Origin of the sequence: Methylomonas sp. LW13, from assembly GCF_016865255.1 — a bacterium.
Classification (GTDB): domain Bacteria; phylum Pseudomonadota; class Gammaproteobacteria; order Methylococcales; family Methylomonadaceae; genus Methylomonas.
In genome coordinates this window covers 526,594-541,663 of the sequence record NZ_CP033381.1, presented here as the reverse complement: position 1 = coordinate 541,663, position 15,070 = coordinate 526,594, and the positions used below count along the sequence as shown (strand labels likewise).

At 53.3% G+C, this 15,070-nt stretch carries 11 protein-coding genes, 1 tRNA gene and 1 CRISPR repeat array (1 of these 13 cut by a window edge); of the genes, 6 read left to right on the top strand and 6 right to left on the bottom strand.

Annotated elements, in window-relative coordinates:
- Window positions 1-65: 65 nt before the first annotated feature.
- Both cgtA and proB read left to right on the top strand, forming a co-directional pair.
- Window positions 66-1,124 (top strand): Obg family GTPase CgtA, encoded by a 1,059-nt coding sequence (cgtA, locus tag JL719_RS02410; protein WP_033155838.1) that lies wholly within the window; start codon window positions 66-68, stop codon window positions 1,122-1,124.
- A complete protein-coding gene (proB, locus tag JL719_RS02405; protein ID WP_033155837.1) occupies window positions 1,111-2,232 on the top strand; it encodes a glutamate 5-kinase in 1,122 nt (373 codons plus the stop codon). Before cgtA ends, proB begins: the two co-directional genes overlap by 14 nt.
- Window positions 2,233-2,275: 43 nt before the next feature.
- Here the strand turns inward: proB and apbC are convergent, their stop codons facing one another.
- Complete coding sequence (gene apbC, locus JL719_RS02400; RefSeq protein ID WP_033155836.1) at window positions 2,276-3,367, bottom strand: iron-sulfur cluster carrier protein ApbC; 1,092 nt, start codon at window positions 3,365-3,367, stop codon at window positions 2,276-2,278.
- 258 nt (window positions 3,368-3,625) lie between these two features.
- Here apbC and JL719_RS02395 point away from each other — a divergent pair, with 258 nt between their 5' ends.
- Entirely contained in the window at window positions 3,626-4,963 is a 1,338-nt protein-coding gene (locus JL719_RS02395) for a L,D-transpeptidase family protein (RefSeq protein ID WP_033155835.1), read from the top strand.
- 13 nt (window positions 4,964-4,976) lie between these two features.
- Here the strand turns inward: JL719_RS02395 and JL719_RS02390 are convergent, their stop codons facing one another.
- From JL719_RS02390 to JL719_RS02375, 4 genes are all read right to left on the bottom strand, one after another.
- A complete protein-coding gene (locus tag JL719_RS02390; protein WP_033155834.1) occupies window positions 4,977-7,244 on the bottom strand; it encodes an EAL domain-containing protein in 2,268 nt (755 codons plus the stop codon).
- A complete protein-coding gene (locus JL719_RS02385) occupies window positions 7,241-7,579 on the bottom strand; it encodes a hypothetical protein (protein WP_033155833.1) in 339 nt (112 codons plus the stop codon). The genes JL719_RS02390 and JL719_RS02385 overlap by 4 nt, the downstream gene beginning before the upstream one ends.
- Before the next feature lie 583 nt (window positions 7,580-8,162).
- The gene (locus JL719_RS02380; RefSeq protein WP_033155832.1) at window positions 8,163-8,411 is read right to left on the bottom strand and encodes an EexN family lipoprotein; all 249 of its coding nucleotides are present in this window, start codon (window positions 8,409-8,411) and stop codon (window positions 8,163-8,165) included.
- A 292-nt stretch (window positions 8,412-8,703) separates the two neighbouring features.
- Window positions 8,704-9,105 carry a hypothetical protein gene (locus JL719_RS02375; RefSeq protein ID WP_033155831.1) on the bottom strand — a complete coding sequence of 134 codons (402 nt, stop codon included), beginning with the start codon at window positions 9,103-9,105 and terminating at the stop codon, window positions 8,704-8,706.
- Window positions 9,106-9,364: 259 nt separating this feature from the next.
- On the opposite strand from JL719_RS02375, the gene metG reads away from it, so the two are divergent.
- The 3 genes from metG (at window position 9,365) to JL719_RS02360 (ending at window position 12,267) form a co-directional block, all read left to right on the top strand.
- Window positions 9,365-11,434: a methionine--tRNA ligase gene (gene metG / locus JL719_RS02370; RefSeq protein ID WP_033155830.1), complete on the top strand. Its 2,070-nt coding sequence runs from the start codon at window positions 9,365-9,367 to the stop codon at window positions 11,432-11,434.
- Window positions 11,435-11,464: 30 nt separating this feature from the next.
- Window positions 11,465-12,037 carry an RnfABCDGE type electron transport complex subunit B gene (locus JL719_RS02365; protein WP_033155829.1) on the top strand — a complete coding sequence of 191 codons (573 nt, stop codon included), beginning with the start codon at window positions 11,465-11,467 and terminating at the stop codon, window positions 12,035-12,037.
- Window positions 12,038-12,190: 153 nt separating this feature from the next.
- A tRNA-Arg gene (locus tag JL719_RS02360) sits at window positions 12,191-12,267 on the top strand.
- Between the two features lie 242 nt (window positions 12,268-12,509).
- Here the strand turns inward: JL719_RS02360 and JL719_RS02355 are convergent.
- Entirely contained in the window at window positions 12,510-12,746 is a 237-nt protein-coding gene (locus tag JL719_RS02355; RefSeq protein ID WP_129871330.1) for a hypothetical protein, read from the bottom strand.
- Window positions 12,747-13,052: 306 nt separating this feature from the next.
- A CRISPR array of direct repeats spans window positions 13,053-15,070; the repeat unit is 29 nt; unit sequence CGGTTCATCCCCGCGGGTGCGGGGAACAC (it continues 1,854 nt past the right edge of the window).

The window sequence follows — 15,070 nt, the reverse complement described above, 5'->3', positions numbered from 1 at the left end:
GATTGGCACAACTGAAAAGAAAAGCCTCGTTTTCAGCGGGGCTTTTTTGTTTATACCGGTAGATTATGAGATTTGTTGACGAAGCGGAAATCCGCGTAGAAGCAGGCGACGGCGGCAATGGCAAAGCCTCATTTCGCCGTGAAAAGTATATTCCCTTGGGCGGCCCGGACGGCGGCGACGGCGGCGACGGCGGCAGCGTTTATCTGGTAGCTACCGAGAACGTTAACACTTTGGTGGATTTTCGCTATCACTCGGTACATCGAGCCCAACGCGGACAGAACGGCGGCAGCCGCGATTGCACCGGCAAGAAAGGCGACGACTGCTTCGTCCCGGTCCCACCCGGCACCATTGTTTACGAAGCCGAAACCGGCGAAAAAATCGGCGATCTAACCAAACCCGGTCAGCAACTATTAGTCGCCAAAGGCGGATTCCACGGCCTCGGCAACACCCGCTTCAAAAGCAGCGTCAATCGCGCGCCCCAACAAACCAGCAAAGGCTCTGCAGGCGAGCACCGGATGTTGCGCCTGGAATTAATGGTCATCGCCGATGTTGGCTTGCTAGGCATGCCCAATGCCGGCAAATCCAGCCTGATTCGCACGGTCTCTTCCGCACGCCCCAAAGTCGCGGACTACCCATTCACAACCTTACACCCCAACCTGGGCGTCGTGCGTGTCGATGATTTACGCAGCTTCGTCATCGCCGATATCCCCGGCGTCATCGAAGGCGCTGCAGAAGGTGCAGGCCTTGGCTTGCAGTTTTTAAAACATCTATCCAGAACCGGCTTGTTGTTACACATCGTCGACATCGCCCCCTACGAAAGCGACGAAACGCCAGTGAGCGCTGCGCGCAAAATCATCCACGAAGTGGAAAAATGGAGCGATGACCTGTCCAGCAAGCCACGCTGGCTGGTATTGAATAAGATCGACAATGTGCCTGACGACGAAGTCGAGCAACATTGCCAAGCCATCGTCGAAGAACTTGATTGGACCGGTCCGGTATTCCTGATTTCCGCCTTAAAAAATCAAGGCACGCAGGCACTGATGTACGCCATCATGGACTTTCTCGACCAACAAAAGGCCGAGCAGGATCAGCAAGCACAGGAGCCGCGCCATGAGCCGTTCTGAGTTTTCGCAAGCCCAGCGCATTGTCGTCAAAATCGGCAGCTCACTGCTAACCGACGGCGGGCGCGGCCTCAATAAACAGGCCATCGCCGGCTGGGTCGCGCAAATGGCCGCCCTCAAACGCCAAGGCGTCGACGTGGTATTGGTATCGTCCGGCTCCGTTGCGGAAGGCATGTCCCGCTTAAAGCTAAAAACCCGCCCGAAAACTCTGCATGAATTGCAAGCCGCCGCATCAGTAGGGCAAATGGGCTTGGTCAGACGCTTTGAAGATGAATTTCAAATACACGGTCTGCTGGCCGCTCAAGTATTGCTGACCCATGACGACCTTTCAGACCGCCAGCGTTACCTGAATGCCCGCAGCACTTTACTCACGCTGCTGGATTTCGGTGTCGTGCCGGTCATCAATGAGAACGATGCCGTCGCTACCGAAGAAATCCGCTTCGGCGACAACGATACCTTGGGCGCGCTGGTTGCCAATTTGGTAGAAGCCGATTTGCTGATCATTCTTACCGACCAAACCGGCTTATTCGACGCCAACCCTAGCCTGAACCCAAACGCTCGGCTGATTTCCAGCATTAGCGTCAACGAAAACCTGCTTGACGAAGTTGCCGGCGGCAGCATCAGCGGCCTGGGACGTGGCGGCATGTACACCAAAGTCCGGGCCGCCAGACTGGCCGCGCGCTCTGGAGCAGCGACAGTGATCGTATCCGGCAAAATTGACAACGTCATCCACGCGGTATTCGACGGCAATGATTTAGGTACTTATTTAATACCCAACATTGCACCACTGGTGGCGCGCAAACAATGGCTGGCAGGGCAATTGCAACTGAAAGGCCGTGTGGTATTGGACGATGGCGCGGTAAAAATCCTGAAAGATGCCGGCAAAAGCCTGCTGGCAGTCGGCGTAAAGGCCGTACACGGTTCGTTTAAACGTGGCGACCTGGTGTCTTGCCTGGATTTACAAGGCAACGAAATCGCCCGCGGCTTAATCAATTACGGCGCGGACGACACCAATAAAATCGCCGGCAAACCCAGCAGCGAATTCGAAACCTTGCTGGGCTACGCCGACGAAGACGAACTTATCCATCGAGATAATTTAGTGTTGGTCTGAAACCAGGCGACTTAGCTGCTCGCCAAGTCGCCTGCCATCAAACTCAAGTATTCTGGATAACAATATTCGGAAACCGGCCGCTGTAATCCCGCGCGCGCATCGCCAACTTGGCGGCCATTTTCCGGGCAATCGCTTTGTAGATTTGCGCCGGCCGGCCATCCGGATCGGCCACCACTGTAGGCCTGCCGCTATCGGCGTACTCGCGAATCCGTATATCCAACGGCAAAGACCCCAGCAAATCCAGCTTATTCTTGACCGCCATCGCCACGCCACCACCTTGGCCGAAAATCGCTTCTTCATGCCCGCAATTACTGCAAATATGCACACTCATATTCTCCACTAGCCCCAATATCGGCACGTTGACCTTTTCGAACATCCCCAAGCCGCGTTGTGCATCGATTAGCGCAATATCCTGTGGCGTGGTCACGATCACCGCGCCGCTGACCGGAATCTGTTGCGCCAGCGTTAGCTGAATATCGCCGGTACCGGGCGGCAGATCGATAATCAGATAATCCACATCCTGCCATTGCGTTTGATTCAACAATTGTTGCAATGCCCCGGTAACCATCGGGCCACGCCAGATCATAGGCTGGTCCGGGTCAATCAAATAGCCTATGGAAATGGTCTGCACACCGAACGAGATTTTCGGCAACATGCTTTTGCCGTCCGGGCTATCGGGCTTACCGGACAAGCCCAGCATGGTCGGAATGCTGGGGCCGTAAATATCGGCATCCAGAATACCGACATTGGCGCCTTCCGCCGCCAAGGCCAGAGCAAGATTCACGGAAGTGGTGGACTTGCCCACCCCGCCCTTGCCGGAGGCCACCGCGATGATGTTTTTCACATTCGGCAAGGGTTTCAGCGCCTTTTGCACCGAGTGCGAAACGATATTGAAACTGACCGACACATCCAGTTTGCCAACGTCCGGCAAAGTTTGCAGACGCTGTGTTACCGCCCCCTTCAGTTCTTCAAGATAACTTTTAGCGGGGTAACCCAACTCGATAACGACGCTGACATCATTGCCATCCACACTGATTTTCTTAACGGATTTTGCCGACACCAAATCGGTTTCCACATTCGGATCGATAAAGTGTTTAAGTAAATTTTCGACAGCCGTTTTGTCAATGCTCGCCATGCGGAACTCCGAAGTAAGGGGAAATAATAACCAAGCAAAATAGTGTGAATATGATAACACCTTAAAAGGACGCCATTAAATCCGCCCCATTATTAAAAAATAGTTTTCTCTTGCAGAATAATGCTTTATCGTAACGACTTAACAATTAGCCTTAATAGTTAATTCTTAATTAAGACTTAATGCCGCCTTCATCTGATTTTAATTTGGATCGCTTACCTTCAACCATCCGCTCCGTCACTATCTGCGCCTATCATAAACATGTCAGCAGTCATTCAAAACCGTACTGTTTTACCGATACCGCTAGTCTTCGTTGTGGCAGTCGTCAGCGCCTTGCTTAGCGGTTGCCAAAGCATACCGTTGTTTTCCGACAACCAACCGGAACACATAGTCTGGAACTCCAAACCGGACAGTATTGCCAGTCATGAGTTTAACCTGAGCAGCGGCCAAGGCATGGTCGGTACGCTAGCCAGTATCAACAGCCGCGAAAACGATACGCTGTCCGACATCGGCCGCCATTACGGCTTGGGTTACAACGACATTACCATCGCCAATGCCCATCTCGATCCATGGACCTTGCCCGCCGAGCAAACAGTGTTGCTGCCATTGCGTTTCGTACTCCCAGACGCTCCGCGCAAAGGCATCGTGTTGAATCTGGCGAATATGCGCATGTTCTATTACCCCAAAAATCAAGCCAATACCGTACTGACTTATCCAGTCGGCATTGGCCGCCAAGGCTGGAACACGCCGTTAGGACAAACCCAAATTGTCGCAAAAAAGGCCAATCCGGACTGGACGGTGCCGGAATCGATTCACCGCGAACATCAGGCATTAGGGGACCCTCTACCAAAAGTGATACGTTCCGGCCCGGACAACCCTTTGGGCAGCTACGCCATGCCCTTGGGTTTCAGCGGCTATTTGATCCACGGCACCAACAAGCCTTACGGGATTGGTTTACAAGTCAGTCACGGCTGCGTGCAGCTATATCCTGAAGATATAGAAGTCCTATTCAACAAAGTAGAAGTCGGCACCCCGGTTCGTATCGTCCACCAGCCCTACATGGCAACCTGGCAAGATGACATGCTTTATCTGGAAGCCCATCGACCCCTAGACAAATGGGAAAAACAACAAAAACAGCTGCAAAAAGACATTCGGAAAAAATTGCAACAACTAGCATCCGAAAAGCAAGCAACGGTTGATTGGAGTAAAGTTGAGCGCATCTTGCAACGTGCCGACGGCGTCCCCACTCCAGTACTACCCGGCAGTGCGGATCTACCCGAATTAACAGCGGATGCGGTGCAACTTGCCCATCCTGAGCAATTCTACGGCCAACCGGTCATCAACGAATTGAGCGACAGCGACTGGTCCATTCTGGCCGCCAGCTTCGAAAATGAGACCGACGCCCAAAAGCTGGCAGCCATGCTCAATCACCAAGGACCGCCGATTCCTGCCCGAAAAATTGCCAAAGATGGTGGCTTTCAAGTGGTTGCCGGACCGTTTAAGAACAAGAAAGAAGCCAAAACCGTAGCGCAACGCATCAAGCAGAATTTCGACATGGACGTTAAAGCCATCGATCCGAAACAGGCTGCAAGAAACTAAGTGCGGCCAGGACTTATTGCCGGCCCAGCAAGGACTGCCGCAACAAGGCCGACGCCTGCTCGGCCGGCACGGGTTTGCTGAAAAAATACCCTTGTCCGTAATTGCACTGCTGTCCACCCAAAAAATCCAACTGACTCTGATCTTCGACGCCTTCGGCCACCAGTTCCAGCTTCAACTGGCCCGCCATGGCCGAAATAGCCGACACAATCGCTCTATCGTTGGCGTCGGTGCAAATATCCTTCACGAACGATTTATCGATTTTTAAGGTATCGAGCGGAAAACGTTTCAAATAACTGAGCGAAGAATAACCGGTACCGAAATCATCCACCGAAATCCGCACTCCCAGCTGCTTGATCTGATTCAGCGTGTCCAGCGTCGTATCCAGCTTATGCATCAAGATGCTTTCGGTAATCTCTAACTCCAACAACTCCGGCGAAAGCTCGGTTTCTTTCAGCACATCCAACACTACATCCAGCAGCTGACGCTGATCTTGGAAACGGTGAAACTGCCGTCCGGACAAATTGACCGCAATTCGAATCGGCATACCGGCCAACTGCCAGGCCCGTGCCTGTTTGCATGCAGTTCGCAATACCCAAGCCCCAATTGGCACGATCAGCCCGGTTTCTTCAGCCAAGCCGATGAATTGATCCGGCATGACGATACCCATGGCGTGATTGTGCCAACGAATCAAGGCCTCCATACCGATGATGCAACCGTTATCGATTTTCACCTGCGGCTGATAGTGCAATACAAGTTCGCCCAACTCCAAGGCCTGACGCAAATGATGCTCGAGCTTCAGATAATGCTGAGCGGCGCTGTTCATTTCCGGGGTAAAAAACTGATAATTATTTTTGCCCAATTTTTTGGCGTGATACAAAGCAGAGTCGGCCTGCGCCAGCAATTCGTCGAACGAAAGCGAATTATCCGGATAAATACTGATACCAATACTGGCCCTTGAATAGATTTGATGCTGTTGAACCTGTAAAGGCTCGTTCAAGGCATGTAATATCTTGATGGCCACTTTGGCGGCATCCAGACTATCTGCAATATTGGGCAGCATAATAATAAACTCATCCCCGCCCATCCTGGAGGGCGTATCGCCTTCCCTCAAACAACCGGAAATTCGCTTGGCAACAGCTCTGAGTAATTCATCACCCACGGCATGCCCAAAGGTATCGTTGATCGCCTTGAAATTATCCAGATCGAGAAATAGAAACGCGATAATGCCTTGCCTGCGCTGCGCTTGCGTAATGAACTGCAACGCTCTATCGGTTAACAAAGTCCGGTTCGGCAACTCGGTAAGCGCATCGAAATGGGCAATATAATCCAGGCGTTGCCGTGCGCGTTTCACTTCCTCAATTTCACGGGCATTATCGATTACTAGCGACAACGAATGCGCAAAACTCAACGCCAACTCTTCATCGTTCTTGGTAAACAGCTCACCACTGTATTTATCGCTGAGATAGATACGCCCATACACCCGGCCTTGATGAGAAATAGGCACCGCCAATAAGGATGTCATCTGCGGATGATGCGGTGGAAAGCCGGCGCTGCGCGAGTCCTTGCCCATATCCGCAAGCCTCAAGGAGACGTTTTCCTCAATGACTACCCCCAACAAGCCCCTCCCCTCAGGTAAATGACCTATTTGCTGAGCTTGCTCGTCGCTGATACCGGCATAAATAAACTCCGTCAACGCGCCGCCGTTGTCAACTATCCCAATAGCACCATAACGAGCATCCAACAAATTACAAAGCGCATCAATGCCGGCCTGCAATAACTCGGTTTCGATTGATGTATGGGCCAACACCCCCAGCAAGCTGCGCGCAGCGTCGTTCAATGCGGCCAGACGCCCAACCCAAACCACCGTTTGCTCGTGGTTGGTTTCCGCCGCAATTTTAAGGCGCATAGTCTCTTTCAGCAGCAGTCGCTCACGGTTCAGCAGAACTTCCAAAATACTTTGCCGGGTAACCACGCCGACGAATTGACCTTTGTTGAGCACAGCCAAGGCTCCCAGCTGATTTTCATCCATCAGACATAGCGCTTTGCGGACGCCAAGCTTGGGAGCGACACTAAGCATAGGCCGATGCTCGACCAAATCTGCAAAAATCCAATTGGGATGTTTTGATATATCGTGATCGGTGGCCAAACCGCAAAACTCTTCCACCGGTGCTTCCCGAAAAACGGCAAAAACGATATTGCGCTCAACGCTGCAAGGCCGCTCCTCCTCCATAACCCGACGAACGTGCGGCCATAAACAATCGCCAACCGCCAGTTGTTTCATAACTTGGTATTTAGCTGAACGGAAATATCCATCTCCGCATGCAATATTTCATCGGCACTCATCAAGGGCTTTATCTGAGTCAACACGAAATCGATTAACGCAGCCTTGCTGATACGTTTTAGCAAGCTCTGTCTTACCAAAAGATCACTGATCACATCGTCATCAAACTCAATATGCTCAAACGGCGCTTTTACCAATAGTTCGATTGCCCGGCGCATGGCGATGCAGCCAATCGGAGACTCCTTGCCTAACACCAACATATCTTTTAACGGCGGAATAGCGTATTCGCCCAAGTTGGCAGAAATATGAATTTGATTTTGGCTGGCTTTGTACATGGTCTAATGGCCGAATTATCTGACAAATTGAAAGGTTAATTTAGCAGATTTTCAGTTTTGAGAATTATTTCAGTAGCAGCCGACGCTAGCTCAGAGACTTCACTTGCCGCTCGACCACGTGCTATGGAAATGAAGAAAGGAAGGACTTAAAAGTTACCGCTAAAATCATGCGCTTTAGCGACTATTCATCCGCAGCGACTAAAGAAAGCACTCGGAAAGAGGGAATTTGCATTGCGTTTGCCGGCTTGCCTAATTAGACGACAGCTGTCAACTAAGCACGCCGGTAAACGCTATCCGGACAATCGATTAAAGGAGGTTGCCCGGTCACAAAACAGGCGGCAGTGACCGCCAAAAACAATTATCTCGGTTCAAACCAAACCGCTCAAAACCTCTATCAAACCGACTCTTAAACTCCCTGGATTCGTCATTCCCGAGAAGGTCGCAACCGTTAAAGAATTCTCAGCGAATCCGGGATAGCCGCTGGGCTCCCGCCTTCGCGGGAGCGACGATACGTAAGAATTGGATTAATCATTTCGTAAAGTCTTGGCCGGCAAGTTGTCGAACCGAATAGGTTCAACGGGTATCAGTTGCCACCTTTGAAGGTAATTTCCAGCGCGTGCAGGGCATTAGCGCAATTAGCGCTGCCTTGAATAGCCGGATCATCGTGACAAGCTTGGTTTTGGGTACGCGCCTCTTTAATGTTGGCCACATACCAAGCGACGGTTTTGACATCCTCGCCAGCCGCTTCATTAGCATTAGTAACATTCAACGCCGTGGTCAAACCCAGCGCGGCAACGGCAGCGGCTATTATCATCATGTGTGCTTTTTTCATAAAAACTCCTTGGCTTCTCGATTATCGGGGGGAACGATTAACGCCCATGCAAACCCGCATGAGCTGGCGATAATCTAGCAAAGAATCCTAACGTTTAAAATGTGGCCGATTGCCGCGCGACAATATGTCTCTACAGTGCGGCATATCACACAATTTTGCACAAAAAGCCCTAAATGCGGCTGACAAAAAGCGTTAATAACAAATGACCGCAAAACACAGCGGGACAGCCCAGGCAGGTTTGTTGGAGAAAAGAAAAGACGGCGCAATAAGCCAAAGCCATTGCGCCAGGGATTTATTTGATTTTGACCAGTTCCTTACCATTGCTGGAGAAACTGCAGATACCGGCCGCGAAGTAAGTGCATTCGTCCGATTGCTCCAGCTTGGCACCGTTAGGCGTCAGATGAATTTTCACTGAGCACGAGCGCGCTTCGCCTTCAATGTGTTTTTTCAAGACCAATTCGTTTTCACCAACACTTTTGGCTTCATCGGATACCGTTGCGGAACAAGCGTGCTTGCCAGCTTCGTCGGGATTGGGTTCAAAATCCACATCCACCGTGGCGTTAATGTCTTTTCCCAAGGTCGTAATCTTCAAATGCTGTACATGATTGCCGTCGCGCAACAGGTAATGATCGGTAGCCGCCGCCGCAGTACCGGAAGCCAGCATCGCGATGGCCAGAAACAACGTTTTTCTCATGATGTTACCTCTTCTTATAAGTTTAAGTGATTCAAAAAGGGCTAAGGCCGATCCGACTTTAAGTATGCCATGCCGGACGGTATAGCGCTTAAGCTGGAGGCTTGGTTGGGATTGTACCTTACTGATCCCTATTACCAAACATCCCTAGCCCCCGCATCAGGGTAACGCGCCGGCAATCGGCAAACCGCTGCCCAAACCATGAAAGCCCTGGCGATTTATGCCATAATCCGCCCTCATTTTCCCAGGCTGTTTTAACCCCATGTCTAACCGAAAAATCCTTGTTACCAGCGCCTTACCGTATGCCAACGGCCCTATCCACTTGGGCCACCTTGTCGAATACATTCAAACCGACATCTGGGTGCGGTTCCAGAAACAACGCGGGCACAATTGCTACTACGTCTGCGCCGACGACACCCACGGCACGCCGATCATGCTGCGTGCAGACAAGGAAGGCATTACCCCGGAGCAACTGATCGCCGATGTGGAAAAACAGCATCGCGCCGATTTCCAGGAATTTGGCGTCGCGTTCGATCAGTACCACAGCACCCATTCGCCGGAAAATAAAGAATACTCCGCACTGATCTACAAACGTCTGCGCGCCGGCGGCCATATCAGACAACGCAGCATCACCCAGGCTTACGATCCGGTGAAAAACATGTTCCTGCCGGACCGCTTCATCAAGGGCGAATGCCCGAAATGCGGCGCGACCGACCAATACGGCGACAGCTGCGAAGCCTGCGGCGCCACCTATTCGCCCACCGACCTGAAAAACGCCGTCTCCGCCATTTCCGGTGAGCGCCCCATCGAAAAAGATTCCGAGCATTACTTTTTCGAACTCGGCCATTTTGCCGAGATGTTGCGCGATTGGACCACCGCCGGCCACTTGCAACCGGAAGTCAGCAACAAGATGGCCGAATGGCTGGAGAACGGCTTGCAGCAATGGGATATTTCCCGCGATGCGCCGTATTTCGGCTTTGAAATTCCCGATGCGCCGGGCAAGTATTTCTATGTCTGGCTGGATGCACCCATCGGTTACATGGCCAGCTTCAAGCACTTCTGCGACCGTCAAGGCCTGGATTTCGACCAGTTTTGGCAAAAAGACAGCACCACCGAGCTGTACCATTTCATTGGCAAGGACATCATTTACTTCCACGCCCTGTTCTGGCCGGCCATGCTGCACGGCGCAGACTTTAGAACTCCCAGCGCGATTTTCGCCCACGGCTTTTTAACCGTCAACGGCGAGAAAATGTCCAAATCGCGCGGCACCTTCATCAAGGCCCGCACCTACCTGGACCATCTGAATCCGGAATATCTGCGCTATTACTTCGCCGCCAAACTCAGCGCCGGCGTAGATGACATCGACTTGAACTTCGACGATTTCAGCCAGCGTGTCAATTCCGACCTGGTCGGCAAAGTGGTCAACATCGCCAGCCGCTGTTCCGGCTTCATCGCCAAGCGTTTCGACGGTCTGCTTTCGGCAGAATGCGCCGAACCGGCCTTATTCCAACAGTTTGTCGACGCCAACAGCACGATTGCCGATTTATACGAAAGTCGCGAATTCGGCAAAGCGATGAGGGAAATCATGGCGTTAGCCGACAAAGCCAATCAGTATATCGACGAGAAAAAACCCTGGCTGATCGCCAAGGAAGAAGGCAAAGACGCCGAGTTACATGCCGTGTGCAGCATGGGCGTGGATCTGTTTCGGATGCTGGTAGCTTATCTGCGCCCGGTGGTTCCGACGCTGGCAAACAACGCCGAAAGCTTTTTGAACATTCCCACACAAAGCTGGCCGAGCGATGCCCAGCCGCTGCTCGGCCACAAAATCAATAGCTTTACACCGCTGATGACCCGCGTAGAGCCGGACAAAATCGCCGCGATTGTAGAAGCCTCCAAAGAAAATCTGGAAAAGACGCCACCGGTTGTAGCCAAGCCGGGCAAACAAGCTGCCGCAGTGAAAAACAATCCCGAGCAAGTAGCAAAAGCGATAGCCGAGCCGATTGCTGAAGCGATAGAGATCGAAGACTTTGCCAAAATTGATTTGCGCATCGGTCGCATCGTCAAAGCCGAATCGGTGGAAGGCGCCGAAAAGCTGCTGCAACTGACGGTGGATTTGGGGACCGAAACCCGCAATATCTTCGCCGGCATTAAATCGGCCTACGCCCCGGAAGAACTGGAAGGCAAATTGACCGTGGTAGTGGCAAATCTAAAGCCGCGCAAAATGCGCTTCGGCACCTCGGAAGGCATGGTATTGGCGGCCGGACCCGGCGGCAAAGACATCTGGGTGCTATCGCCGGACCAAGGCGCGCAACCGGGCATGCGGGTTAAATAAAGCAAGAGGCCGCAAGACAGCTTATTGGTCATGAGCGAGCAACACGAGGCATCTCTAGCCGTACAGATCGACGCGCTGCTACCGCAAACCCAGTGCCGCAAATGCGGTTACCAAGGATGCCGGCCGTATGCACAAGCTATCGCAAACGGTGAAGCCGACATAAACCAGTGTCCGCCGGGCGGTGTCCAGGGTATCCGTCTATTGGCGGATTTCCTGAACGTCCCCGCCAAACCGTTGAATCCGGCGTTCGGTATGACGCAGCCTTTGCAAGTGGCCGTAATCGACGAGGCAAATTGCATAGGCTGCACCAAATGCCTGCCGCCTTGCCCCACCGACGCCATTCTCGGTGCATCTAAGCAGATGCATACCGTCATCGCCACCTTATGCACTGGTTGCGAATTATGCATCGCCCCCTGCCCGGTCAACTGTATCAGCATGATCCCGGCGAACGCCGAATGGACCGCCGCTAATGCGGAGCAATCCAGACAGCGCCACCAAGCCAAAAGCCGGCGGCAAGCCAAAGCGGAAGCGGAAAAGTCCGAACGGCTGAATCGGCAAAAACAGCTGCTGGCGAAACTTAATAAAGGAAAAACCGCTATTTAAGCCAGGATTGGCAATGACTTTAACGGCATTTAATCTTATAATGGCCCGCTCACCCGATTCGGTCCAGTGGCCGATACGTATCCTGAAAGGAAATCCCCTTGGGTTTTCAGGATTAGGGTAAAAAGCCTAAACCGCTTGACCGCAAATCACATAGCGCCCGTAGCTCAGCTGGATAGAGCGCAGCCCTCCGGAGGCTGAGGCCAGAGGTTCGAATCCTCTCGGGCGCGCCATTTGACATGTTTCCTACCCTATCTTGACTCTGCGTACGATGTTGCCGAGAGGCATTTAGTAGCAAATAGTCTTTTGCCATGCCCGGCAAACCCGCTTCCGAAACCCTGATCAAATGGGCATTTAATATTAGCCCGCCCCTTAACGTATCTGGAGTCGCCATACCCGCGAAAGCAGAAATCCAAAATAGCCGGTGGGTTATGGTCATAGCTGGAAAATCGATACTTAAAGACTAATTAATAGGCTAATCTGGATTGAAGTCACTCAACACGTTTTCAAGTTCCTCCAACAGGGTCTTTAACACTTCGGCTTCTTGAAGCAAATCGCTATTTTCTTGGCGGACGGCTGGCCCCGGAACGGTTTCCGCCTTAATGCTTGATTTATCCGCTACCGATTTAGCCGGCATATCGGTTAACAATGCTTCAAGCCCGCGGCCCAGGCCGCGTTTGGGTGGAATCTTGTTCATATCAGTTAATGACACCAGCAAATCCGCGACATTTGCGGCTGTTTAAGACCACCATCTCCCGCGCATCGACCCTGGTAACATCGGCGAAGCCTTGCTGCAACATCATATAAAATCCTCTTCTAATCCCGGGGAACCGAGCTAATACAAACCGAATCAACGAATACCGAAAAACATCCACTTCGCCTGCCAACAGGCCATTTTAGCAATTTCCCTGCCGGCAAGCCGATCAGAGATACCCGTTCCGCTAGAATATCCCCCGCATTCCATACCTCGACACTTGCACAAACGCCACGAGTCGATATGAGGAAGATCAACAACAAGTCATTCATCCCCGCGGGTGCGGGGAACACGCTACAGCGCCAGAATTAGGTGCGACATAACCTGGTTCATCCCCGCGGGTGCGGGGAACACTTACAGCGTTTAACTTCGCTTTTGCGCTCAGTCGGTTCATCCCCGCGGGTGCGGGGAACACAATCCTCGCGAATCTTGGCGGCTTTTTCGTGGCGGTTCATCCCCGCGGGTGCGGGGAACACGCACATATGAAAGCGATGAGGGTGAGTTTTGGCGGTTCATCCCCGCGGGTGCGGGGAACACGCCGACATAGACGCCTGGGCAAAATTCCAAAACGGTTCATCCCCGCGGGTGCGGGGAACACCGGGTTTAACGGTGGCGAGATAGCATCGTTGACGGTTCATCCCCGCGGGTGCGGGGAACACGGCGAAGGCTCACAAAAAGCGGTGCTTACCCGCGGTTCATCCCCGCGGGTGCGGGGAACACTGCAGATGCTATACCCAACAGGCAACTCCATACGGTTCATCCCCGCGGGTGCGGGGAACACCACTTTGCGTTGGTTGCCTTTTTGGATTGGTGCGGTTCATCCCCGCGGGTGCGGGGAACACTGACGACCGCCGATGTGGTCGAACTTTCCTGGCGGTTCATCCCCGCGGGTGCGGGGAACACCACGTAGTTGTAAGCGTTGCCGTTAAACTCGCCGGTTCATCCCCGCGGGTGCGGGGAACACCACGATCAAACTGAATAGCCGGCAGGCAAAGTAGGTTCATCCCCGCGGGTGCGGGGAACACAACCGGGCTCATTCAGCGCCAAAGAGCCGCCGCGGTTCATCCCCGCGGGTGCGGGGAACACATTTTTCCTACTCCTGGTTAGCTGGTTGTTAACGGTTCATCCCCGCGGGTGCGGGGAACACAATGCCAACGCCTACCACGGGCCGATTCTGCACGGTTCATCCCCGCGGGTGCGGGGAACACCTTGGCAAACCATAAGTAGGATGTTTGTTTGACGGTTCATCCCCGCGGGTGCGGGGAACACCGCCTATGAGAACGCTTTGATTAGTGAAGCGGCGGTTCATCCCCGCGGGTGCGGGGAACACGATTGAAGCTGCATTGAAATGCGCTGTGCTGGCGGTTCATCCCCGCGGGTGCGGGGAACACTTCGTCGATGGCTTCTTGCAGGCGTTTGCCGCCGGTTCATCCCCGCGGGTGCGGGGAACACTTTCACGGTCTTTTGTTGCGATGTATTCAATTCGGTTCATCCCCGCGGGTGCGGGGAACACCAGGCGGAAGTGTTTAAGGCCTACATCATCGCCGGTTCATCCCCGCGGGTGCGGGGAACACGTGCGGCTAGGGTCATAACCCAATGCCACCGGCGGTTCATCCCCGCGGGTGCGGGGAACACAATTCTGGCCAAGCGCAAAATCCCGCGCGCAACGGTTCATCCCCGCGGGTGCGGGGAACACCTGACGCTGGCCGTGGTTAACGTCAATCTGGACGGTTCATCCCCGCGGGTGCGGGGAACACATCAACGCCGAAACCAGAGATTTAGCAAAATCCGGTTCATCCCCGCGGGTGCGGGGAACACTGAATTGTACGGTTATACTCATATGGTAGTGCCGGTTCATCCCCGCGGGTGCGGGGAACACTTTCGTGGCTGATGGTTAAGACGCGGTCAGTGCGGTTCATCCCCGCGGGTGCGGGGAACACTTCGTTTTATCCATGCTCGGCGGCATCGTCAGCGGTTCATCCCCGCGGGTGCGGGGAACACTGCAAACCCTCGCGCACTTCCCGCTTAGTCAGCGGTTCATCCCCGCGGGTGCGGGGAACACCATAAAAAAAGCCCGCTCCGTTTCCGGGCAGGCGGTTCATCCCCGCGGGTGCGGGGAACACATCCCCAGCGCATAGCACAGATGCAATTTTGGCGGTTCATCCCCGCGGGTGCGGGGAACACTTAACACCAGACCCATTGCAAGACGGGCACAACGGTTCATCCCCGCGGGTGCGGGGAACACCGGTTGAGCCGTTGTGTCGGTCATGCTCTAAGCGGTT

Bases quoted from the DNA above. Each gene is read 5' to 3' on its own strand.
- cgtA (WP_033155838.1), top strand. From the start codon at position 66: ATGAGATTTGTTGACGAAGCGGAAATCCGCGTAGAAGCAGGCGACGGC.
- proB (WP_033155837.1), top strand. From the start codon at position 1,111: ATGAGCCGTTCTGAGTTTTCGCAAGCCCAGCGCATTGTCGTCAAAATC.
- apbC (WP_033155836.1), bottom strand. From the start codon at position 3,367: ATGGCGAGCATTGACAAAACGGCTGTCGAAAATTTACTTAAACACTTT.
- JL719_RS02395 (WP_033155835.1), top strand. From the start codon at position 3,626: ATGTCAGCAGTCATTCAAAACCGTACTGTTTTACCGATACCGCTAGTC.
- JL719_RS02390 (WP_033155834.1), bottom strand. From the start codon at position 7,244: ATGAAACAACTGGCGGTTGGCGATTGTTTATGGCCGCACGTTCGTCGG.
- JL719_RS02385 (WP_033155833.1), bottom strand. From the start codon at position 7,579: ATGTACAAAGCCAGCCAAAATCAAATTCATATTTCTGCCAACTTGGGC.
- JL719_RS02380 (WP_033155832.1), bottom strand. From the start codon at position 8,411: ATGAAAAAAGCACACATGATGATAATAGCCGCTGCCGTTGCCGCGCTG.
- JL719_RS02375 (WP_033155831.1), bottom strand. From the start codon at position 9,105: ATGAGAAAAACGTTGTTTCTGGCCATCGCGATGCTGGCTTCCGGTACT.
- metG (WP_033155830.1), top strand. From the start codon at position 9,365: ATGTCTAACCGAAAAATCCTTGTTACCAGCGCCTTACCGTATGCCAAC.
- JL719_RS02365 (WP_033155829.1), top strand. From the start codon at position 11,465: ATGAGCGAGCAACACGAGGCATCTCTAGCCGTACAGATCGACGCGCTG.